The organism is Larsenimonas salina (assembly GCF_023736155.1).
GTDB classification, from domain to species: domain Bacteria; phylum Pseudomonadota; class Gammaproteobacteria; order Pseudomonadales; family Halomonadaceae; genus Larsenimonas; species Larsenimonas salina.
Genome location: NZ_JAMLJJ010000001.1, coordinates 710,972 through 732,977, shown reverse-complemented (window position 1 = coordinate 732,977; position 22,006 = coordinate 710,972). Strand labels below are relative to the sequence as shown.

General features: G+C 51.0%; 23 protein-coding genes. 18 read left to right on the top strand and 5 right to left on the bottom strand.

Annotated features, from left to right (window positions below; genetic code table 11):
• Positions 1-102: 102 nt before the first annotated feature.
• Positions 103-1,851, top strand: coding sequence for a putative phage tail protein (locus NAT23_RS03525; protein ID WP_251925670.1), 1,749 nt, complete (start codon positions 103-105; stop codon positions 1,849-1,851).
• A 59-nt stretch (positions 1,852-1,910) separates the two neighbouring features.
• On the opposite strand, the gene NAT23_RS03520 is transcribed toward NAT23_RS03525, so the two are convergent.
• The 4 genes from NAT23_RS03520 to NAT23_RS03505 all read right to left on the bottom strand — a co-directional run bounded on the left by NAT23_RS03520 (position 1,911) and on the right by NAT23_RS03505 (position 4,956).
• Complete coding sequence (locus tag NAT23_RS03520; protein WP_251925668.1) at positions 1,911-2,363, bottom strand: GAF domain-containing protein; 453 nt, start codon at positions 2,361-2,363, stop codon at positions 1,911-1,913.
• Positions 2,364-2,432: 69 nt separating this feature from the next.
• Positions 2,433-3,218 (bottom strand): MetQ/NlpA family ABC transporter substrate-binding protein, encoded by a 786-nt coding sequence (locus tag NAT23_RS03515; RefSeq protein ID WP_286009939.1) that lies wholly within the window; start codon positions 3,216-3,218, stop codon positions 2,433-2,435.
• Positions 3,219-3,278: 60 nt separating this feature from the next.
• Positions 3,279-3,932 (bottom strand): methionine ABC transporter permease, encoded by a 654-nt coding sequence (locus tag NAT23_RS03510; protein WP_251925663.1) that lies wholly within the window; start codon positions 3,930-3,932, stop codon positions 3,279-3,281.
• Entirely contained in the window at positions 3,922-4,956 is a 1,035-nt protein-coding gene (locus NAT23_RS03505) for a methionine ABC transporter ATP-binding protein (protein ID WP_251925662.1), read from the bottom strand. The genes NAT23_RS03510 and NAT23_RS03505 overlap by 11 nt, the downstream gene beginning before the upstream one ends.
• Before the next feature lie 291 nt (positions 4,957-5,247).
• Here NAT23_RS03505 and NAT23_RS03500 point away from each other — a divergent pair, with 291 nt between their 5' ends.
• The 5 genes from NAT23_RS03500 (at position 5,248) to upp (ending at position 8,396) form a co-directional block, all read left to right on the top strand.
• Positions 5,248-5,853, top strand: coding sequence for a riboflavin synthase subunit alpha (locus tag NAT23_RS03500; protein WP_251925660.1), 606 nt, complete (start codon positions 5,248-5,250; stop codon positions 5,851-5,853).
• An 86-nt stretch (positions 5,854-5,939) separates the two neighbouring features.
• The gene (locus NAT23_RS03495) at positions 5,940-6,485 is read left to right on the top strand and encodes an adenine phosphoribosyltransferase (protein ID WP_251590331.1); all 546 of its coding nucleotides are present in this window, start codon (positions 5,940-5,942) and stop codon (positions 6,483-6,485) included.
• A gap of 26 nt (positions 6,486-6,511) precedes the next feature.
• Positions 6,512-7,012, top strand: coding sequence for a xanthine phosphoribosyltransferase (gene gpt, locus NAT23_RS03490; RefSeq protein WP_251925658.1), 501 nt, complete (start codon positions 6,512-6,514; stop codon positions 7,010-7,012).
• A complete protein-coding gene (gene ung / locus NAT23_RS03485) occupies positions 7,009-7,701 on the top strand; it encodes a uracil-DNA glycosylase (protein WP_251925656.1) in 693 nt (230 codons plus the stop codon). Before gpt ends, ung begins: the two co-directional genes overlap by 4 nt.
• A gap of 65 nt (positions 7,702-7,766) precedes the next feature.
• Positions 7,767-8,396 (top strand): uracil phosphoribosyltransferase, encoded by a 630-nt coding sequence (upp, locus tag NAT23_RS03480; RefSeq protein ID WP_251925654.1) that lies wholly within the window; start codon positions 7,767-7,769, stop codon positions 8,394-8,396.
• An 8-nt stretch (positions 8,397-8,404) separates the two neighbouring features.
• Here upp and NAT23_RS03475 read toward each other — a convergent pair whose 3' ends face one another.
• On the bottom strand, positions 8,405-9,004 hold the full coding sequence (locus NAT23_RS03475) for a cupin domain-containing protein (RefSeq protein WP_251925652.1): 600 nt from the start codon (positions 9,002-9,004) through the stop codon (positions 8,405-8,407).
• Between the two features lie 103 nt (positions 9,005-9,107).
• Here NAT23_RS03475 and mobA point away from each other — a divergent pair, with 103 nt between their 5' ends.
• The 12 genes from mobA (at position 9,108) to NAT23_RS03415 (ending at position 22,000) form a co-directional block, all read left to right on the top strand.
• Complete coding sequence (gene mobA, locus NAT23_RS03470) at positions 9,108-9,713, top strand: molybdenum cofactor guanylyltransferase MobA (RefSeq protein WP_251925650.1); 606 nt, start codon at positions 9,108-9,110, stop codon at positions 9,711-9,713.
• 44 nt (positions 9,714-9,757) lie between these two features.
• Positions 9,758-11,122, top strand: a complete 1,365-nt coding sequence (gene moaC / locus NAT23_RS03465; RefSeq protein WP_251925648.1) for a cyclic pyranopterin monophosphate synthase MoaC — start codon at positions 9,758-9,760, stop codon at positions 11,120-11,122.
• A 1-nt stretch (position 11,123) separates the two neighbouring features.
• A complete protein-coding gene (locus NAT23_RS03460; protein ID WP_251925646.1) occupies positions 11,124-11,576 on the top strand; it encodes a molybdenum cofactor biosynthesis protein MoaE in 453 nt (150 codons plus the stop codon).
• On the top strand, positions 11,573-12,562 hold the full coding sequence (gene moaA / locus NAT23_RS03455) for a GTP 3',8-cyclase MoaA (RefSeq protein WP_251925643.1): 990 nt from the start codon (positions 11,573-11,575) through the stop codon (positions 12,560-12,562). The genes NAT23_RS03460 and moaA overlap by 4 nt, the downstream gene beginning before the upstream one ends.
• An 89-nt stretch (positions 12,563-12,651) precedes the next feature.
• Positions 12,652-13,287 carry a YrbL family protein gene (locus tag NAT23_RS03450; RefSeq protein ID WP_251925640.1) on the top strand — a complete coding sequence of 212 codons (636 nt, stop codon included), beginning with the start codon at positions 12,652-12,654 and terminating at the stop codon, positions 13,285-13,287.
• Positions 13,288-13,305: 18 nt separating this feature from the next.
• Positions 13,306-13,668, top strand: coding sequence for a histone-like nucleoid-structuring protein, MvaT/MvaU family (locus NAT23_RS03445; protein ID WP_251925637.1), 363 nt, complete (start codon positions 13,306-13,308; stop codon positions 13,666-13,668).
• Positions 13,669-13,872: 204 nt separating this feature from the next.
• Complete coding sequence (locus tag NAT23_RS03440; protein ID WP_251590316.1) at positions 13,873-14,994, top strand: polysaccharide export protein; 1,122 nt, start codon at positions 13,873-13,875, stop codon at positions 14,992-14,994.
• Positions 14,995-15,064: 70 nt separating this feature from the next.
• A complete protein-coding gene (locus tag NAT23_RS03435) occupies positions 15,065-17,254 on the top strand; it encodes a polysaccharide biosynthesis tyrosine autokinase (RefSeq protein ID WP_251925634.1) in 2,190 nt (729 codons plus the stop codon).
• A 51-nt stretch (positions 17,255-17,305) separates the two neighbouring features.
• On the top strand, positions 17,306-18,586 hold the full coding sequence (locus tag NAT23_RS03430; RefSeq protein WP_251925631.1) for an exopolysaccharide biosynthesis polyprenyl glycosylphosphotransferase: 1,281 nt from the start codon (positions 17,306-17,308) through the stop codon (positions 18,584-18,586).
• Positions 18,587-18,601: 15 nt separating this feature from the next.
• On the top strand, positions 18,602-19,819 hold the full coding sequence (locus NAT23_RS03425) for a glycosyltransferase (protein WP_251925610.1): 1,218 nt from the start codon (positions 18,602-18,604) through the stop codon (positions 19,817-19,819).
• On the top strand, positions 19,816-21,126 hold the full coding sequence (locus NAT23_RS03420) for an oligosaccharide flippase family protein (RefSeq protein WP_251925607.1): 1,311 nt from the start codon (positions 19,816-19,818) through the stop codon (positions 21,124-21,126). The genes NAT23_RS03425 and NAT23_RS03420 overlap by 4 nt, the downstream gene beginning before the upstream one ends.
• A 1-nt stretch (position 21,127) precedes the next feature.
• Positions 21,128-22,000, top strand: a complete 873-nt coding sequence (locus tag NAT23_RS03415) for a glycosyltransferase family 2 protein (protein ID WP_251925603.1) — start codon at positions 21,128-21,130, stop codon at positions 21,998-22,000.
• Positions 22,001-22,006 lie beyond the last annotated feature (6 nt).

Genomic DNA, 22,006 nt, shown 5'->3' with positions numbered 1-22,006 from the left:
TCGTTAGATTCTTTTTTAGGCGTCTCTTACAAATAGGGCTGTGGAGTCGAGAAGCGGTGCACGCTTCGGACTGCGCTACACAGGGACCTAAGGAGAAGCCTAATGACTGAACTAACAACCGCCAATGCCGTGATCACTGTTGAAAACGTCGAAAAGCTGCGGGCCTATGAGCCTGAAGCGGAAAAGCAAGTCGTCCAGGTTCTTTATCACACCTACCCCTACTGTGGAGGTGGTCGGTTCGTTGCCTCGGGCGATACTAAAAGCGCTGATGACAACGGCATGATTATCGTCACGAAGGGTGGACGCCGCTGGAAGCGTGTCATAGAAGGCGAGGAGCGAGGCAATATCCTGCTGTGGGGCGCTGATCCCTCTGGTAAAAATGACAGCTCTACTGCGATCAAGGCCGCAATCGCCGATGGCAAGACGAGAACGGTGGTCATCCCACACGAGGGTAAATTTGTCATCAATGAAACGATCGAGCTGGGGCGCGTCAGTCTGATCGGTGGCAGTAAGGACCACTTTGGCCAAAAAGCGGCCTACTCAAGCTTGATTACGGGTTCTGACCTTGACGGCGCGATGTTTACCAAGGTCGGCAAGAATGTAATTGGGATTGCCTTTCATGATCGCAATCAAACACACACCGCACTTGAAATGACGTCTTACGTCAACCTGGTCCAGAACTGCTCGTTCCACAATTTCAAAAACGCGATTGAAACACCGGGCGGGGTGGATCTGTCGCTACTGGACAATACCTTCACCTCGATCGAAACGGCGATCCATTTTCAGGATGCTCCGCTGTGTACGACCAGCCGGTTTATCCGAAACCATTTCCATTACGTTCATGACTGCATTCTGGTTGACGGCGAGCTCTATGGCGCAAGCTTTGTCGATAACATTTTCGAGCGCGTTACGGGTCGAGCCATTCATGGCAAGGTGATCTATCACTCCCATTTTCAAGGCAATTGGTGGGAAAATCGCAACGGCGCTGAAGAGGCGCGCTGTGTGACCACCGAACTTTATCAGCAGCTTTTCTGCAATACGGCCAGTGCCAACTACGCAGTATTTGGCTGGATCAATGTGTTCAATAGTGACACGCACGATAATCGCGTTGGCGGTGTCATGACGGGTGAGGGCAACGTGGTTATTCGAACGCCCACCGGTCAGGCGCTTCGAATCGATCACGAATCAATCAAGTCCGAATGCGACCAATGGACGGGCAAGGGCGATCTAACGTTTGAAACCGGCTACGACAAGGTCTATTCGAACGTCGGTGACTTTTACATCATGGCCGGCAATAACACCGGCTATCGTAATCGCGACATGAAAAATGGCAGCCTGGTGTTCACCTCGCGCGGTAACGATGGCAGTTGGAAAGGCAAGCTCCACTTTCTTCAGGGCAAGGATGATGACGGGAATGACCTCAAGGAAAGTTACAGCTTCCCGTCTTGGAGCATTGGAGGTTTAGTGGGCGAGGCTGACTTCCAGTGTGACAGCAAGGTTCGAAAAACCACCGTCGCGATTCCGCAGCAGGTACTTTGGGATGGCGGCCCGTCAACAGGGACGGGATGCTTTACGGAAATCGATGACAGTCAACCTGGTCGAGTGCGTTTTCTATTGGAAGACGGGGCGCCTCAGCTGCGTAATTACTTGATTCATTGCACGGTGCATACACGCGGTGTCATTTGTGACGGCATCGGTCACATCAATGTCTATGGTGGCTCGTGGCGCGCCTACCGTCGTGCCAAGGGTTTTGATGTTTTCTTCATTGATCGTGAGACGGGAGAGGCCAAAACGCCCGATCGGTTCTGCTTGATGCTTGCGCACGTTGAAGGTAACAAGTTGGAAGGGTAAGCCCTATTCGACGTTTCTAAATGCGGGATACAAAAACGGGCGCCGATGGCGCCCGTTTTTTATACGAGATCAGTGCGCTCCATGAATAGAGCGCACAAACGTTCTATTAACCGGGCATCATCTTCGCTAAATCGATTCGGGCGCGGACTATCGATATCCAGCACTCCCCAGAGCGTATCGCCTACCACCAGTGGAACGACCAATTCGGCGCGCGATGCTTCATCGCAGGCAATGTGGCCGGGGAAGCTGTGAACATCATCAACGCGTTGAGTCTGGCGCGTGGTGGCGGCCTTGCCGCAAACGCCTTTTGAAAAGGGAATCGGATTGCAGGCGGGCTTGCCTTGAAAGGGGCCAAGACTCAGAACCGATGACGTGTGATGTAGATAAAAGCCGACCCAATTGACGTCTGAAAGTGTATTGAACAGGAAGGCGCTCATTTGAGCGGTATTGGTAACCCAGTCTCGGGTGTCCAAAAGCGCATCCAGCTGGCGTTCTAAAAGCGTATATGTCATCGAATCAAGACTCACAACGAGAGATGGCGTCGAGGCTCGCCGCGCATGGTGCCCGGCGAGCTTCCTTTATTATTTCCAGCCGGGAACGGCGGCGCCCTTAAACAGCTCTTCCGCTTTCTCAGCGACTTCATCTGTCTGATAGGCCTCGACCAGATGCTTGATCTTTTCCTTATCCTGGTCACCGGCGCGCACTACGATCAGGTTCACGTAGGGCGAATCCGGACCTTCCGTGATAAGCGCATCGTCCTGGAGGCTTAAGCCGGCGGGTTGGGCGTATGTGTTATTGATAAAGGCAAGGTCAACATCCTGAAGCGTGCGTGGCAGTTGCGCTGCATCGATTTCATTGAACTTGAAGTTGTGCGGGTTCTTTGAAATGTCCATCGGCGTGGCATTCAAATCAGTATTGTCCTTGAGCGTGATCAACCCATTCTTGTCCATCAGGATCAGCGAGCGGCCCTCATTGGAGGGGTCGTTGGGAATGGCGATCGTGGCGCCGTCTGGAAGATCCTCGAGGCTGTCGTAGCGCTCGGAATAGGCACCGATCGGATAGACAAACGTGGCGCCAGCTACCGCAAACTTGTAGCCGCGGTCGTTAACCATGCTTTCAAGGTAGGGTTTGTGCTGATAGGCGTTGGCGTCGAGACTGCCGTCAGCAAGCGCCGCATTCGGAGAGTTGTAGTCAGTGAATTCGACGATCTGAACGTCCAGCCCGTACTTCTCCTTGGCGATTTTCTTGGCCGTTTCCATAACCGTGGTTTCAGGGCCTGACATCGTGCCGACCTTGACCGTGGCGTCATCCGTTTCCGAGCTGCCACAGCCGGCCAGTGCGACTGAACCAAGGGTAAGGGCGGCCATAGCCAGTGAACGAAGAGGTAGTTGCATTGGGAAGCTCCCTGCTTTGAGTAATGTGGTGTCTTATTTGTGGTTGGCGCGTTTGACCATCGAGTCGCCAAGCATCTGCACGCCTTGAACCATGATCACCAAAATGGCGACCGTCACCAGCATGATCAACGGCTCGAACCTGTTATACCCGTAGCGAATGCCGACGTCACCCAGACCGCCACCGCCAACGGCACCGGCCATGGCCGAGTAGCTTATGAGTGTAACAATCGTGATGGTAATGCTCGTAATGATGCCGCCTCGCGCTTCCGGGATCAGTACTTTGGTAACGATCTGCTTCGGTGTCGCCCCCATGGCTTGAGCCGCCTCGATCAGTCCGGGCGAAATCTCGTTCAATGCTCCTTCGATCAGCCGGGCCACAAAGGGAATGGCTGCAATCGTTAGTGGCACCATGGCTGCATTGGTACCGATAGAGGTGCCTACCACAAGACGAGTGAAAGGAACGATGGCCACCATCAGGATGATAAAGGGGATCGAGCGTCCGACGTTCACGACCGCACTTGTGACCAGAAACGCCGGACGACACGCAAGAATCTGGCCTGGCCGTGTTACGTAAAGCGCCAGACCCAGTGCCAGGCCCAACACGCCTGAAATAACGCCACTGATCAAGACCATGTAAATGGTTTGCAATGTGGCGTGGCCGATAAGGGCCATCATGTCAGTCGACATACCCTAAAACCTCCGTGGACAGTTGCATATCAGACAGTTTGGCAAGTGCCTTCTCTACATGGGCGGAATCGCCACGGAATTCGGCGATCATCAGGCCAAGGGTGTATCCCTGAATGTCTTCGATCTTGGCCTGAAGAATGCTGATGTCTAGTTCGAACGAGCGGGCCAGCTGAGAGATCAGCGGTGAGGCGACGTTGTCATCATTGAAAATGATACGGATCACCGGATAGGGTTTATCGCGTCCATCGCTGGAGAGCCGGTCAAGCAGCGATTTTGGAGGGTCGATGCGAAGGAATTCCTCCAGAAACTCTCGCCCCAGCTTTGTGCTTGGGGCGGTAAAAAATGGCCCGACTTTTGATGTCTCGACCAGTTCTCCGCCGCTGATCAGTGCCACACTGTCACAGATCGATTTGACCACTTCCATTTCATGCGTGATCAACAGGATGGTTAACCCAAGCTCCTGATTGATCTCACGCAAAAGCTCCAAGATCGATGCGGTGGTCTGAGGGTCGAGGGCGGAGGTTGCCTCATCGCACAGAAGAACTTTCGGTCGGCTGGCCAAGGCTCGCGCAATAGCGACGCGCTGTTTCTGGCCGCCTGAAAGTGCAGAAGGGTAGCGGTCTTTTTTGTCGCTGAGGCCCGTCAATTCCAGAAGAGGCGTAATACGCTCTTTCATCGCGTTCTTGTCAAAGCCCATTAGTTCCAGGGGAAACGCGATATTCTGATAGACCGTGCGAGAATCGAGCAGGTTAAAATGCTGAAAAATCATGCCGATGTCGTGGCGCGCTTTGCGAAGCGCTGGCGCATCGAGCTGAGTCAGGTCCTGGCCATCGACCAGTACCCGCCCGCTGCTCGGGCGCTCGAGCATGTTGACGCAGCGAATGAGCGTGCTTTTTCCCGCCCCCGAGACACCGATAACGCCTGTGATGCTGCCCTTGGGGACCGTCAGGTCAACGTTGTTTAGTGCGCAGATCGCATCGTGATCCGAGCCGTAGAATTTACTGAGTTGCTCAAGTTGAATCATGGTACCTGGTAAGGTGTCGGCAATGTGAGAGATGCAAGTGTACTACAGACATAAAAAAAGCCACCCCGAAGGGTGGCTCAACGCTGGACACACCCGTTTAGCGGCATTTATAAGCGCCCCGCAAGCTGGGTTCAAATCGGCGCGAAAAAACGGAGCGCAATCTTAGATAGCTCGCCTCATCGTGTCAACGCGTGGCAAAATGGCCCCACCAATTTCATTTACTGTTGAAAGGCGGGCATTCAGGGCCGGGGGGACTCGGTGACGATGTGCTTCCGCCTTATCGGAGGTCGCGTGTTTACCGGAATCGTCCAGGCCAAAGCGCCGGTCATTGCCCATCTACGGCAGCAAGCGCTGTCCCAGATTGAAGTCGAGCTTCCTGAGCCCATGATCGATGGCCTGGCGCTTGGCGCCTCGGTCGCCCTCGATGGCTGCTGCTTGAGCGTAACCTCTATTGAAGGTACGCGTGTCACCTTCGATATGATGCGCGCAACGCTTCGCCTGACAACACTTGGGCAACGTGAAGCCGGCGATGTGGTCAATGTCGAGCGCGCCGCACGCGTCGGTGACGATATCGGCGGACATCTAATGTCTGGTCACATCGCCTGCATGGCGTCCATTGTCGAGTTGGATACGGCGCCCAATAACCTTCGAATCTGGTTCGATTTACCAATGGATTTCACGCGGTTTGTTCTGGACAAGGGCTACATTGGTATCGATGGCATCAGTTTGACGGTTGGGGCAGTCGATCACGGACGTTTCTGTGTCAACTTGATCCCTGAGACCATGGCGCGCACGACCCTTGCCGACAAGGGCATTGGCGATTCGGTCAATATAGAGATCGATCCTCAAACCCAGGCCATCGTTGAAACGGTCGAGCGTGTGCTGGCCGCACGGTGATAAATTGACTCGATTCACTGCCGCGCTTTCGCTAAGATGCGCGGTTTTGTGTTTTGCGTGATTCAACAAAGGACAGCGCCCAAGCCATGAGCATCTACGGCGATTACATCAAGTCGGTCATTCGTACGGTACCTGACTGGCCGCAGGCCGGCGTCAATTTCCGCGACATAACCCCGCTTTTGCAAAACAGTGCGGCGTTTCGAAAACTGATCGACAGTTTCGTTCATCGCTACCAAGAACTTGAGGTCGATGCCGTTGCCGCGATCGATGCTCGCGGGTTCATTATCGGTGCACCGCTGGCCTATGAGTTGGGCTGCAGTTTCGTGCCGGTGCGAAAGAAGGGCAAGCTCCCGTTCAAGACCATCAGCGAAACGTATTCCTTGGAATACGGCGAGTCATCGGTTGAACTCCACTCCGATGCATTCCAAAAAGGGGATCGGATCGTTGTGATGGATGACTTGATCGCGACGGGGGGCACTATGCTTGCGGCCGCCAAGCTCATTCAGCGAAGCGGTGGCCATGTCGTTGAAACCGCGACCATTGTGGACCTTCCTGAGCTGGGTGGCTCAGAAAAAATCCGTCAGTCGGGTCACAATGTCTTTGCGGTATGTAGCTTTCTGGAAAACGAGTAAGGGCGTTATCGCCAAGGTTGAATGTAATGAGTGAAGCACGTTATCAAGCTCACCTGACGATTTCATGGGATCGTTTGCACCGCGATGTTCGTACTCTGTGCCATCGGTTGCTCGAAACGCATGAAGAGCCGTTCAAAGGGATTGTTGCCATTACGCGCGGTGGGTTGATTCCAGCTGCGCTGGTGGCCCGGGAGCTGAACATTCGGTTGATCGATACCGTATGCATCAAAAGCTATGATCACATGGATCAGGGCGGTCTGGACGTGCTCAAGGGCGTCGATCACGACGGTCAGGGCTGGCTCCTGATCGACGATCTGGTTGATACTGGCAATACGGCACGCGCCGTTCGCGACATGCTCCCCAATGCCTTGTTTACCACTGTGTATGCCAAGCCCGAGGGCAAGGCGTTGGTGGATTTAAGTGTGGTCGATGTCGAGCAGGCGACCTGGATTCAGTTTCCCTGGGATATGGCGCTGTCCTACATTGAGCCGCTTGCCGCTCAGCGCGGCAGCTCCGAATCGTCATGACGACGCCGCTTCCCGAAAGCTGGGCCAATGAGATCGGTCAGGAATTCGAGACGCCTTACATGCAGGCGTTGCGCGCATTTCTGGCCAATGAAAAAGCCGCGCACAAGGTGATCTATCCGCACTCATCGAACTGGTTCAAGGCCTTTGAGCTTACGCCATTGGATCGAGTCAAGGTCGTTATCCTTGGTCAGGACCCCTATCATGGTCCCGGACAGGCGCATGGCCTGTGCTTTTCGGTGCGACCGGATGTCAAGACGCCCCCGTCTCTTGTGAATATCTACAAGGAGCTGGCCGCGGATACGGTCGACTTCGAGCCGGTCAACCACGGCTATCTCAAATCCTGGGCCGAACAGGGTGTGTTGTTGTTGAACAGCGTGTTGACGGTTGAGCAGAGCCAGGCCGCATCTCACCGTGGACAGGGGTGGGAGCAGTTCACCGACCGGGCCACCGAGGCGATCAATCGATCCTGTGATCATGTCGTGTTTTTGCTCTGGGGAAGTTATGCCCAGAAGAAGGCCGCGTTTGTTGATCGCAAGAAGCATCTGGTGCTTCACGCCCCGCACCCGTCGCCGCTGTCTGCGCACCGCGGTTTTCTGGGGTGCCGTCATTTTTCCCAAACGAATCAGTTTCTCCTCGAGCACGGTCTCGAGCCGATCGATTGGCGCTTGCCAGCACGCGTCAGCGAGTGATCGCACAGCCCATTTGTGGCGACGAGAACAGTTAAAACCGAACGATTTTAGAAAAGGATGATTGCATGAGTGTGCATGAAATTGACCACCCGCTGATCAAACACAAGATCGGCTTGATGCGCACCGCTCGTGTCAGCACGAAAAACTTCCGGGAGCTTGCTTCTGAGGTGGCTGAGCTGCTGACGTACGAGGCGACCAAGGGGTTTGAGGTCGAAAAGACGTATGTTGATGGCTGGAACGGCGAGAAGATCGAAGTCGAGCACATCAAGGGCAAGAAGGTAACGATTGTTCCGATTCTGCGTGCGGGTCTTGGCATGATGGACGGTGTCATGGCGCTTCTGCCGAGCGCGCGTATCAGCGTGGTTGGGCTATACCGCAACGAAGAAACCCTTGAACCGGTGCCGTATTTCGAGAAGTTCGTCAGCGACCTGGATGAGCGTCTGGCCATCGTGATTGACCCAATGCTTGCAACAGGCGGTTCGATGGTGGCCACTATCGATATGCTGAAGGCAAAAGGATGCTCTCAGGTCAAGGTGATCGTGCTGGTTGCCGCGCCAGAAGGCATTGAAAAGGTCGAGCAGGCGCATCCCGATGTCGAGATCTATACGGCCTCCGTTGATGAGTGCCTTGATGAGTCAGGCTACATCGTCCCCGGCCTGGGCGACGCCGGAGACAAGATTTTCGGTACGCGCTGAGTACCCGGTCAGGAGTGAGCCTTATCACTTCTGAACTGGCCCTCTGAGAACGTGGGAGGCGTATTGGCGCTTACGATGACACAGGGTGCGTCGCCCACGTTCCGAAATCGATGGGGCAGGCTGGAATCAAAGTAATACCCATCGCCTGCTTTCAGTACCTGTGTTTCACCGTCGACCGTCAATTCGATTTCTCCTTCGACGATGATGCCACCTTCTTCACCGTCGTGACTCAGCATATCTGCGCCCGTATCGGCCTCGCTTGGGTAGCGTTCATGCAATATGGTCATTGCGCGGTGCTTGCCGTGATTGCCTATCATTCGAAATGACAGGTGGCCGTCTCCAAGCTCAACCAGTTCATCTGCCCTGTAGAAAAACTTGGTCTGACTAGTGGCTTCTTCGGCGAAAAACTCGCTGAGCGATACTGGAATGGCGTTCAGAATCTTTCGAAGTGAGCTGACAGACGGGCTGACCGTATTGAGTTCGATCAGGGACACCGTGCTATTGGTGACGCCGGCGCGCTTTGCAAGCTCTCGCTGAGACAGTTGGTGCTGCTGTCGGAGGTCTTTGAGTCTTTGGCCCACGTTATGCGTTGTTTGGATATCGGTCATGACTTGGTCCTATCGACACCTGTCCGGCGTCTTTTCTTATGGCAACAGCTGGGATAACGTTTTGATTTTACGCAATGCGGTGCAATAGAGCGATACGATACTCATGAATGAATCGGTGGACGGGTTGATTCTTGCTGGCGGTCAAGGCACCCGAATGGGTGGCGTCGATAAGGGGTTGCAGTTGGTCAATGGCGCTCCGATGGTCATGCATGTCGCGAACGCGATGACGACTCAGGTCGAGACGCTTTATGTTAGCGCCAATCGATCGGTTGATGAGTACGCGGCATTCGGGTGGCATGTCATAGCAGATCGTGTTCCCGGATTTATCGGACCGTTAGGCGGTATTCACGCAGCCCTTTGCGCATCCAATGCCGCGTGGCTGATGATCGCGCCCTGCGATGTGCCTGCCATTGCGCCGAGTGTTTTTGAAGCGTTGGTTGATCGAGCCCGTAGGGGGGCAATGGATATAGTGTATGCCGCTGATGAGCAACGAGCGCATCCTGTGGTTGCGGTCGTGAAAACGTCTCTGGCGCAAGATCTTGAATCATACCTTCTCAAGGGTGAGCGCAAGATTCTACCCTGGTATGAGTGCCATGACGCGGAGCGTATGGTGTTTTCACGGGCCGAATGCTTTCAGAATGTGAATACGCCAGAAGATAAGGCGCTGGTGGAGCGGATCATGTCTACGGAGCTTAAAAAGACGCATTGAACGTTAGCAGGCTTGTCATGCGTGTGCTAAAAAATGGGTAGGATATGATTGCATCCGTCTTGATGAGAACGGCCTTGCCAGTGTTGGCGGTTTCAGGTTACAGCGGCCAAGGCAAGACGACTTTGCTTGAACATTTGGTGCAGAGGTTGTCCGCGCTTGGGGTCAGTGTGTGTGTGTTCAAACACAGTCATCACGCTCTTACGCTGGATAAGCCGGGATCAGACAGCGAGCGCTATCGGCGCGCCGGGGCCGTGGCCTCGATCATATCGGGGCAAAATGGCTTTTCGCTGGTTCAGGAAACATCGGGTGAGCCTGCGTTGGACGATGTGATCCGCTACGCTGAGACCTTGTCACCCGATCTATTGCTGCTTGAAGGTTTTAAATCACACCCAGTGCCCAAGCTTTGGGTAGCTCGTAAAGCGGTTGATGATTCGGATGCGATCAAGGTCATGAATGATCCGAATATCGAGGCGGTATTCAGCCCGGACCTTTCCAAACAAAATATACCCTTTTCGCCGAATATGGCAGTGCTCGACACTCACGAACAGACGTTCGAATGGGTCGTTCGCTGGTTGTACTCGAGACGGTCTGCAACTCACAATGGATTTGATGGGCACCAAATGTCTCTCACGCATCTTAATGAGCGCGGTGACGCGCACATGGTCGATATCGCCGATAAGGCCATTACCAAACGCACTGCAGAAGCCGAAAGCTTTTTATCCATGGCGCCGGAAACGCTGGAGTTACTGCTTGATGAGCGCCTGCCCAAAGGGGACGTTCTGGCAAGCGCGCGCATTGCGGGGATTCAAGCTGCCAAGCGCACATCGGAACTGATCCCGCTTTGTCATCCGCTGTCGCTGACGCAAGTGAGCATTGAATGTACGCCGGATAAGGACCGCGGTGGCGTACACGTGCTGGCGACCTGCAAAACCGATGGCAAGACAGGCGTTGAAATGGAGGCGTTGACGGCTGCAAGCGTAGCGAGTCTGACGCTTTACGACATGTGCAAGGCCGTCGATAAGCGCATGAGTATCGACTACACCCGAGTACGGGCAAAACAAGGTGGTAAAAGTGGCGACTGGTCGTTGATTCAAAACGATGTCGAGCAGGTGTCACAGGAGAATGAGGGTGATGCGACCTCATCACAATCCTCTGCGTTATTGGTGCGTTTTTTTGGCGAAATTGGCGAGCTTGCAGGTCATAAAGAAATGCGGCTTGATCTTGATGCGCTGGCGGATACGACACCGGCTGCCTTGTTAATGTATCTCGAGCGTCAACATGGTATCGACTTATCTTCCGTTGGGGCTTCGCGTTTGATGGTCGCCGTCAATCAAAGAATGGCGCGTATGGACGATGTGTTGGCTCAAAATGATGAAGTTGCATTTTTCCCGCCAGTCACGGGGGGGTGATATGACCGTTCGCATCCAGCCAGACGCCTTTGATGTCAACGCCGAGTACCTTGAATTTACCGAAAATAATCGAGAGATGGGCGGTGTAGTCATGTTTGTCGGTCGGGTCCGGGACATGATTGATGCCTCGGTCGAGGCCCTCACACTCGAGCATTACCCGGCCATGACCGAGCGAGTTCTGGATGATCTTTTAAAGGACGCGAAGGCACGCTGGGACATCGATCAGGCGCGCATTGTTCACCGAGTCGGACGCCTTTCTCTCGGAGAAGACATCGTATTGGTGATCGTGGGGGCCCGCCATCGTCAGTCTGCGTTTGAAGCATGTGCCTATCTCATGGACATACTCAAGACCGATGCTCCCTTCTGGAAGCAGGAACACACCAGCCACGGTTCCTATTGGGTGCGTGAACGCGAAAGCGATCAACACGCCAAGGATCGTTGGAGAAACGAATGACGGCTTTGGTCGATAACTTTCAACGTCGAATCAAATATGTACGTATCTCGATTACGGATCGATGCGATTTTCGATGCGTCTACTGCATGAGCGAGGACATGGAGTTCCTGCCTCGAAATCAGGTGCTTTCGATCGATGAACTGGCATTTGTTGCCGAGGCATTTGAGTCCCTTGGCGTCGAAAAGGTGCGCTTGACGGGCGGTGAACCCTTGGTGCGACGTGGGGTAGATGACCTCGTTGATAAAATTGGTGCGCTTTCAGGCATCAAGGATTTTGCCATGACAACCAATGGCGCACAGCTCGATAAATACGCCAAGCGCTTGTTCGATGGGGGGCTTCGTCGACTCAATATCAGCCTTGATTCTCTCGACCCGGAACGTTTCAAGGCGCTTACACGTACGGGGCGGCTGGACCGGGTTATACAAGGTATTCGAGCGGCCAAGTCCGCGGGTTTTGAGCGCATCAAGCTCAATGCCGTGATTCTTAAAAATCGTAACGACGACGAAATTCTCGATCTCGTCGAGTTTGCCTATCAGGAAGGCGTGGATATTTCATTCATCGAGGAGATGCCGCTTGGTGAGGTGTCCGACCACGGTCGGGAGGAGACCTTCATGTCCAATGATGATGTCTATGCACGTATACGTCAGAAATACGCCATGGTCCCGCTGGCAGAATCTACGCTTGGGCCATCACGCTATTACCAGTTGATCGACCGTAATCAGAAGGTCGGGTTTATCTCACCGCATTCCCATAATTTCTGTGCCGATTGCAATCGCGTGCGCGTAACCGTAGAAGGTCGACTTCTTTTGTGTTTAGGAAATGAGCATTCGGTCGATCTAAAGGAAACAATCAGAACGTATCCTGGCGATCTTGAGAAGCTTAAGCAGGTGATTATTGATGCCATGGGCTTGAAACCAGAAAAGCACCACTTCAGAACGGACGGGGATGTTCAGGTCGTGCGTTTTATGAATATGACCGGTGGCTAGGTCGGAAGGCGGTTTCGATGTGACGTGTCATAGTAGGGGCGTCGGTGTCTGGACCGTGATCGGCAAGGATTTATCACGGATAGAGTAGCGTGAACGACAAGCAACAGATTTTGAAGACGCTGGCGCATCAGGAGCCGATCGGTCAAGGCAATGACCGAGTCGTCTATCAGCTCGAATGTAGTACGCCCCGCTGCTTGAAATTGCCGAGGTACCCCAAGCGGGGAAGTGAGCAGAATTTACGCGAAAAGCGTTATTTCTCCTATTTGGAAGCGCGCAATGTGCCTTACTGGCACTTCATTCCCAAATATTATGGGTCGATTTATCTTGGAGGGCGGGGTGAAGGACTTATATTTGATCTGATTCTGGATAAAGGTGCGCCTGCTAAAACACTAAAATTCTATCGAGAGTCTAAACCAGAGCTATTGGAGTTATATCGGTTTCAGGATGCATTGCTCGAGCTATGTGTTTTTTTGTATTCCAACTGGATTATTCCATCAGATATAAATGATAGAAACATTGTTTGCGTCATTGAGGACCAAAATTGTATGCGTCTTTTTTTGATCGATGGTGTTTCCAATCCAGCTTTTTTACCGATTGCAAATTATTCGAAATGGTTTGCTCAAAGGCGCATAAAGAAAAGACTAAGAAAACTATTAGGCAAGTTTTCAAGAGCTGGCTTGATTACAGATAATCAATCTCATAATATTGTTGCCAAATTAAATTGAATTATTGAGGTTGAATCGATGTCGCTATTAAATCAATACATGGAAAAAGAGCAGCTGCTTAAGAAATTGCAAGATGAATTGCAGTCGCTCGAGCAGGATCAGCGCCTCAAGGAAGAGCTTGAGTTTAAATCTAAATTAGAAAATCTCATGGAAGAGTTCGGTAAGACATCAAGTGACGTCATCGAGCTGCTGGAGCCCTCCAAGGGACAATCAGCTGAAAAAACCGAATCCACGAATCAGCGCAAGAAGAGAAAGCTCAAGGTGTATAAAAACCCGCACAGCGGAGAAGTTGTAGAAACTCGAGGTGGAAACCAGAAAACGCTTAAAGCCTGGAAAGAGCAGTATGGAGCGGATACGGTCGAATCCTGGCTTGTTGAATAACCCCAAAAGCGTCCTCCGGGGCGCTTTTTTTTGACTGGCGTTTGCGCAAAACGGCATATGCCTAGAGAGCGCTTTCTGGTATCGTTTGCTCAAACTTATGTCTTATCTTCTGCTTGAGCGTATGTGCAAAACGCTGGCAAGTCGGACAAAAAACATGACAATTATCAGCTAATTGGCGGTTTTAAAAGGATAGAGAGCTGTATTATGAAAAAAATCTATGGTTGTGTGCTGCTGAGTTCAACGCTTCTTCTGGGGGGGTGTGTTCTGGCCCCAGGCGGAGACATCGATTATAGCGCTGAGAGTCCTTCGATGGACGATCACGTTGAAGTCAAGGCGATTACATTCGACTTGATCAACCAGCAAGAAATGCAGCGTAAGGCGGTAAGCGAGCAGGCGCAGGATAAGACTGTTTCTCTCGATTATGTAAATAGCCTAAATGAATATGAGTATGAACTCGGTCGTGGCGATATTCTTAATATTATCGTTTATGACCATCCTGAGCTGACCATTCCGGCTGGATCCGAGCGTAGCTCAAGCGACTCTGGTTATGTTGTTCAGCAAGATGGCTCTATCTACTATCCGTATGTAGGTCGTATTCGCGTCGAAGGAAAGACCGTCAATCAGGTCCGCGGTATTATCACCTCCGCACTCCAGGACTACGTGGCTGATCCTCAGGTCAACGTGAATGTGGCTTCCTACCGTGCCAAGAAAGCCTACATCACAGGGCGTGTTCAGAATCCTGGTCCTCAGCCGATCACTAACATTCCGCTGACCATTATGGATGCTATTACGCAAGCGGGCGGTGTAACTGATGCCGCAGATTGGCATCACATTGTGATCACGCACAACGGGCAGCGGCGCGAAATCTCTCTATATGATCTTCTTCAAAATGGCCGCGCAGGCGTTAACGGAATCCTTCACGATGGCGACGTGATTCACATTCCAGATATTGGTGGGCAGCAAGTTTACGTGATGGGCGAAGTAAACCGTCCTCAAGCCTTGCCGATGGGCGGGTATAGCCTTAGCTTGACTGACGCAATTGCACAGTCTGGTGGTATTGATGAGTTTCAGGCGCAACCCTCCGGTATCTTCGTGATTCGTCGCAATGCCGAAGCCTCCGAACAGGATAAAGACGTCACCGTCTACCAGTTGGATGTATCCAACTCAGCGGCGTTTGTACTTGGTACCGAGTTTGAACTGCAACCGAAAGACATTGTCTATGTGACTGCCGCACCGTTGGCTCGTTGGAACAAGGTCATCAGCCTGCTGCTGCCGACCACCAACATCACTCGCCAGGGTACTGGTATCAACAACGACTTCGATTAATTGTTCGTTTGGAAGCGTTCGTTATTTCGATAGCGAGCGCTTTTCTATTTTATCGCTAGGTGTATAGACAATGGCTTCGCACGAAAAGCTTGAAACTGCGCAAGAAAACGAGGATATGGACATTGGTCGTATCCTCGGCCTTTTATATGATAGGAAATGGCTAATTATTGGCGTTACTTTCGTATTCGCCATGATGGGAGTTATCTACTCGTTTGTAGCTACACCCATTTATCAAGCCAATTCTCTGATTGAAATCGAATCTCGTCCGAATGCCAGTAATGCGGCAGGGGAGATCGGTAACATTTTTGGTAATACCGGCCCCAAGTCGGTCGCAGAGATGCAAATCCTGCAGTCACGTAAAGTGCTTGGAAATGCAGCCGATCGAGTAAACTTGCAGACCATCGTCGAGCCCAAGAAGGTTCCGGTCATTGGTGATCTCATACTGCGCAAGAATGTCAAACGACCTGGATTCGCCAGCAACTGGTCATATGTATTTGGTGGCGAAGGTATCAATATCACGCGTTTGGTGCTTCCGTCCCGGCTGATCGGCTATCCGCTGACGGTCAAGGTGACAGGCGATCAAAGCTATGACGTCTACGCAGGCGGTGAGCGTGTGTTGTCCGGCTTGGTGGGGCAGCTTTCACAGTCCTCTGACGGTAATGTTGAAGTACGTGTCATGAATTTGAATGCGCCGAAAGGGGCTGAGTTCATCATGTACAAGCGTTCCGACCTTTCCGCGATTGGCAACCTCAAGAAACGCTTCAGTGTGGAAGAAACCGGTCGTTCAGGCACAGGTATCCTGCAGTTGACGCTTACCGGAGCAGACGCACTTCAAATCAAAGATAGTCTTCAGGCCATCAACGAAGTTTATCTCGAGCAAAATATTCGTCGCCAATCGGCGGAGGCCCAAAATAGTATCGACTTCCTCAAAAAGCAGATCCCGGAAGTTCGAGAAAATCTATCCAGCGCCGAGAATAAGCTCAATGATTATCGTGTGCGCCAGGATTCTGTTGACCTGACGCAGGAAACCCAGTCAACTCTGAACCAGTTGGTAAACGTAGAATCTCAGCTTAACCAGCTGAAATTTGATGAGGCAGATCTTTCACAGCGTTTTACCAAGAATCATCCGCAGTACCAATCACTTCTTGAAAAGAAACAGCAGCTTAATCAGGAAAAAGAGAACCTCCAGAAGCGGATTGATAACCTGCCAGAAACACAGCAGGAAATTCTGCGGCTGCAGCGCAATGTTTCTGTAACCCAAGATATTTACGTTCAACTGCTCAATAAACTGCAAGAGCTTAATATCGCCAAAGCAGGCGCTGTAGGTAATGTCCGCATTATCGACGATGCGGTTGTACATGGTCCAGTGGCTCCGCGCTCTACGCTAGTGGTGCTTCTGTTTACGATCATGGGGCTTGTCTTGAGCGTTCTTTATGTCTTTGTGCGCGCCGCCTTGAACAAGGGGATCGAAGACCCGGATGAACTGGAGAAAACAGGGCTACCCGTTTACGCAACGATCCCGTTGGCTGAAAAACAACAGTCGCTGACTCGCAGTATCAAAAAATCCAAGGTTGGCAAAAGCACATCCGTGGATACTGACGTGCTGGCTTTCCACGATTCGACAGACATGTCAGTTGAGGCGGTGCGTTCGCTGCGGACAAGTTTGCATTTTGCGATGATGGAAGCATCGAACTCGATTCTGATGATCACGGGTGCAAGCCCAAGTATCGGTAAAAGCTTCTTGACGTCGAACCTGGCAGCAGTATGCGCTGAGGCTGGCCAAAAAGTATTGCTGGTTGATGCCGATATGCGTAAAGGCCATGTCCACAACGCCTTCAATGTAAAATCGGAAAACGGATTGAGTGATATCCTGAGCGGTGCGAAGGATCCGCAAACTGTGGTGAAAAGCACTAAACATGAAAATCTGAGCTTTATCTCCAAGGGTAAAACGCCGCCCAATCCTTCAGAGCTTCTTGCCAATGTCCGATTCAGCGAGTTTGCGTCCTGGGCAAACAAGAATTTCGATCTGGTTATTATCGATACGCCGCCCGTATTGGCTGTCACGGATGCTGCGGTTATTGGTAAGCATGCTGGCACGACCATGATGGTAGTTAAGTACGAGACTAACTCGATTAAGGAAGTTAAGACTTCCCAGCGCCGCTTGTCACATAACGGAATTGAGGTTAAAGGCTGTATCTTCAACGCGGTTGAAAAGAACATGCGTAATCAGTACAGCTATTATAATTATTCTTATAAATAAGCATGAGTGGCCGGCGAAAGCCGGCCTGATTTTTACTAAAGGGATGTTGATATGGAATCGTTCAAGGACAGCCTGGACAAAAATCGTAGACATTCGCTGTGGTACGAAAAGCTGATCTTTAGCCGCAATATCCACTTATTCCTCGGTATTGCGTTTTGCGTCATTTTGCCATTTCTAATTGTCCCAGGTGAGAGCGAGTTCGGTCGAGTAAGTCTTCTCAGCACGTTCATTCTCAATGGTTTGGCTCTGCTTGCGACCGTCAGTGTCGTTCGACAGATTGCGTCCTATCCTGGGGCCATTTCCTATTTTTATATTGTACCGGTTGCGCTTGCAGCATTCGGTATTGCTTATCTAATTGCTTATCTTTTAGGTATTAAAATATTTGAGAACGCGATGGCAGTTTCTTGCCTCTTTTCGATTCTTTATAGCTTTGTAGGAAGCTATATCGGGAAGAAGTATCAAACCGCCAAGCTTGCTGTCGTGCCATTTGGCAGAATTGGTGAGTTTTGCACCAGTAAGGACATTGACTGGCGCTTTCTCGAGCAGGCGGATCTCGAAGATATGCGTGTTGACGGCATCGTTGCGGACTTAAGAGCCGAAATTCCGGATGAATGGCAAAAATTTCTGGCTGAATGCGCGATTAATCGAATTCCAGTGTACAACGCGCGCCAGATTCATGAGTCAGTTACTGGTCGGGTGCATCTCGATCACATGTATGAAAACAAGTTCGGAAGCCTTTTGCCACGTGAGGACTACGAGTTTTTCAAGCGCTTGATTGATGTTGTTGCCGTGGTTCTGGTCTTACCTCCGGTTTTGCCTGTCATGCTCGTAACAGCAATCTTGATCAAGCGTGATGACCCGGGTCCTGCTTTCTTCAACCAAACGCGCATGGGTTTTAAATGCAAGCCTTTCAAGGTTTATAAATTCCGAAGCATGTACGTAAATCATCCTGGCGAGGGGTTTACCTCCGAAGGCGAGGATCCGCGTATTACCAAGATCGGTAAGGTTATTCGTAAATACCGTATCGATGAGCTGCCGCAGCTTTTCAATGTCCTGAAAGGCGATATGAGTCTGATCGGACCGCGGCCTGAGTCATTGAGTCTTGCTGAATGGTATGAAAAAGATGTTCCGTTTTTCCACTATCGACATATTGTTCGCCCGGGTATTTCTGGCTGGGCGCAGGTCGAGCAAGGTTATGCTGCCGAGATCGAGGGCATGACCAAGAAGCTGGAGTATGACTTTTACTACATTAAGCACTTTTCGTTCTGGCTGGATGTTTTGATCGTTGTAAGAACAATCAAGACCATGCTAACTGGCTTTGGTGCGCGGTAAATCTTCGGTGATGGAATGAAAATTGCTTTTTTTGTGACAGGCTTTCCCAAGCTCTCTGAAACATTCATTTTGAATCAGATCATTGGGCTAATTGACAAAGGGCATGATGTAACGATTCTTTCTTTCGAGAAAGAGTACGGTATATCGCATGACCTTATTTCTAAATACGACCTTCTAAGTAGAACCGTGTATTTATTACCGGTCAGCGAAAATAAATGGGTCAAGGCCGCCAAACTGCTTGCTTTTGGGATGGTCGGTTTCCTTAAGAAACCGGCTATGCCTAGCAATCTGGATCGAGAGTCGATCAATCATTTTGCCGCGCTTGGTAAAAATGCTTTTCTTGGTAAGTTCGATGTAGTGATTGCGCATTTTGGACCAGTCGGCGTTCAAGCCAGTAATCTAAGAAATGATGGTTTGTTTACAGGCAAGCTTGCCACTGTTTTTCATGGGTACGACATCTCGCGTTACCAGGTAGTGGCCGACTATGAAGCGCGCTACAAGACACTTTTCTCTGAAGGCGAGCTTTTCCTGCCAATTAGTCACCTGTGGGCAGACAAGCTGAAGCAGTTGGGCTGTCCATCTGAAAAAGTTGTGCTTCATCGAATGGGGGTGGATTCGAATAGCTTTAGCTGGATCGAAGGGTATAAGCCGCCTGAACATGACGCGCCTGTTCGTTTTCTGAGTGTTGCGCGTCTTGCTCCTAAAAAGGGTATAGACACTGCAATAGAAGCTCTAGGCGAACTGCATAAGCAGGGCATTGATTTTTCATATCGTGTTATTGGTTCCGGTGATCAATTACCGGGATACAAAAAACGCTCCGAAGAACTCGATATCTCAGACAAAATCGTATTTCTGGGTAATCAGACTCAGTCAACGATCCGCGACGAAATGGAACACGCCCATTTCTTCCTGCTGCCAAGCAAAACCTCATTCGACGGTGATATGGAAGGTATCCCAGTGGCTTTGATGGAAGCCATGTGTTTAGGCCTGCCAGTGATTTCTTCGACCCACAGCGGAATCCCTGAGCTGATCGAACACCGGCGCAGTGGTTTTTTGGCACGCGAAGCGGATGCTGAGTCTTTGAGTCAGACCATAAGAGAGGCCCTGTCGTATTCTGCGGAGGATATGCTCGACATCCGCAACAATGCGCGAGAAAAAGTGAATCTCGAGTTTGATAAGTTCAAGTTGATTGATGAGCTGGAATCGATTCTCAGGAACGAGACCACGCTATGAAATCGAACGCCTTGGCCAGAAACATTTCTTGGACGTTTGCCGCCACCATTGTCAATTCCATTATTCAAATTGTTCAGCTCGGGATCGTCGGCCACTTTGTGGCCGTTTCCGACATGGGCCTTCTTTCTGTTGTTATCGCTGTTGTAAATATAGGCATCATTTTTCAGGATGTTGGTTTCTCTTCGTTCCTGATCTACAAACAAAATATTAGCGACAACCAGCGTCATATACTTTTCACACTAAACCTTGTCCTGGGGTCACTGCTATTTTTCGTGGCGCTTTGCTCTGCTGACTTTTTAGAAAGTTTGATTGGTAAGCCGGGTTTTGCGGGGCTTATGATGGTTGGTGGCTTGAATTTTCTTGCACTTGGCCTTGGCAGTCAGGCTCAGGCGATCCTCATCAAATCGAAGAAGCTGGATAAATTGGCCATCTTCGACATTCTGGCGAAAGGCACGGGGCTTGCACTGGTCGTTGGACTTCTTTACTCCGGGTTCGATATCTATTCTCAGCTGATTGGGATGATCAGTGCCAATTTGATCATGAGTCTTCTGTGCTTTTATGCTGCCAACAGGATAAGTCCAATCCGTTTTTATGTTGGTCGAGACATGTTTTCGCTTTTACGTGAGCCTTTATCGTTTGGCGGGTTCCATTTGGGCAGCGTGCTGATCGGTGAGTTCAGAAAGCAGTTCGACGTGTTTCTGGCGGCCCGTTTCATGCCGGCTCATCTGCTGGGACTTTATACGGTTGGCAAGGAGTTGGCCTTGCGCTCGATGATTATCATTCGACCGGTTATTCAGAAGGTCGTGATGCCGATCTATGCCGAGCGTCAGAAAGATGATAAGGCGCTCTCGAAGGCATATTTGGCAACGCTTCATGGCATCACGTTTGCTTATGGAGTACCTGCGATTGTTGGCATCGTGTTCGCCGAGTTTTTCCTCACGCTTATCTACGGCGAGCGCTATGCGGATGCACAGCAATTTTTCTCTATCTTCCTTTTAATTGCCTATTTGCGCTGTCTTGGCTTGCCGACCGGCATTCTCGCGCAATCCGTTGGTAAAACAAGCATCGAGTTCTCCTGGAATGTGATCTCGACCGTCATTTTGGGTGTGTCACTTGTCATTGCCGTGTTCTTCAGTGCGACGTATTTCGCATACACGATACTTGGCGTTCAGATCGCCCTGACCATTCTCCAGCAAAAACTGTTCCTGGGTCGGCTGATGAAACTAAGTGTACTCAAGTACACCTTGACCTGGCTTCCAGGGCTGATCGTATTGACCTTCGTTTATCTGTTCTGGGTGGGTGTATAGCATGGATGCCAGTGTCGTTATTCCGACGTATAAAAGCTCTTCATTTATCAAGAAGACGATCGATAGTGTTTTCAGCGCCGCTGATACGGTCAGTACTGAAATCATTCTAGTGGATGATTGTTCTGACGATGCCGAGCTGCTCGAGACGATTGTTGCCGATTATTCGAACGTAACGCTTATTCATAAGCCGGAAAAATCAAATGCGGCTGCTTCCAGAAACATGGGCATTGAAGCCTCAGTAGGTGACGTCGTCTTTCTGCTCGATTCCGATGATGCCTTTGAGCGCAATCACATTCAAAAACGGTTGAAGATGCATCACGAAGAGGGCGCTGAGTTCATTTTCGGTGGGTTCATCGAACGCGCCGGGCGTGATCATGTGTTTGTCGATAGCATCGGAAAAGTGCCAGCTCGAGATTACTTGTTCATTCATGACGGTGATTTTCGGACCTCAACGATTTCGATGTCACGTAAGGAATACATGAATGGAACGCTCAACAAGCACCAGGATTGGGGCTTCTTTCTCGATATAGACGATAAGGGCATTAATTGGCGCTACGATGCTGATGCCTCGGTTGTTATGTATGTCGATCGCGATACGAACATGAGCAGCTCACTCAATATCAAGGCCAGTGAGTTTTTTATTTCGCATTATCTTACCGATGAACGCCACATTACCGGCTTTTGCAAGCGCCAGTTTCTAACGTCGATCGTAGCCGCCCATGAATCGGGATTCACGTTCTTCAGCCGACATATGCGTCTTTCCCACCTTTCCTCGCAGCTGAAAGCGGTGAAGGTTGCTGGAGATGTGGCTCACCGGATCGGCATGTTCAAGACGTATTGCCGGGTCTTGTGCAACTTCAGAAAAAATCATTGAGGAGCG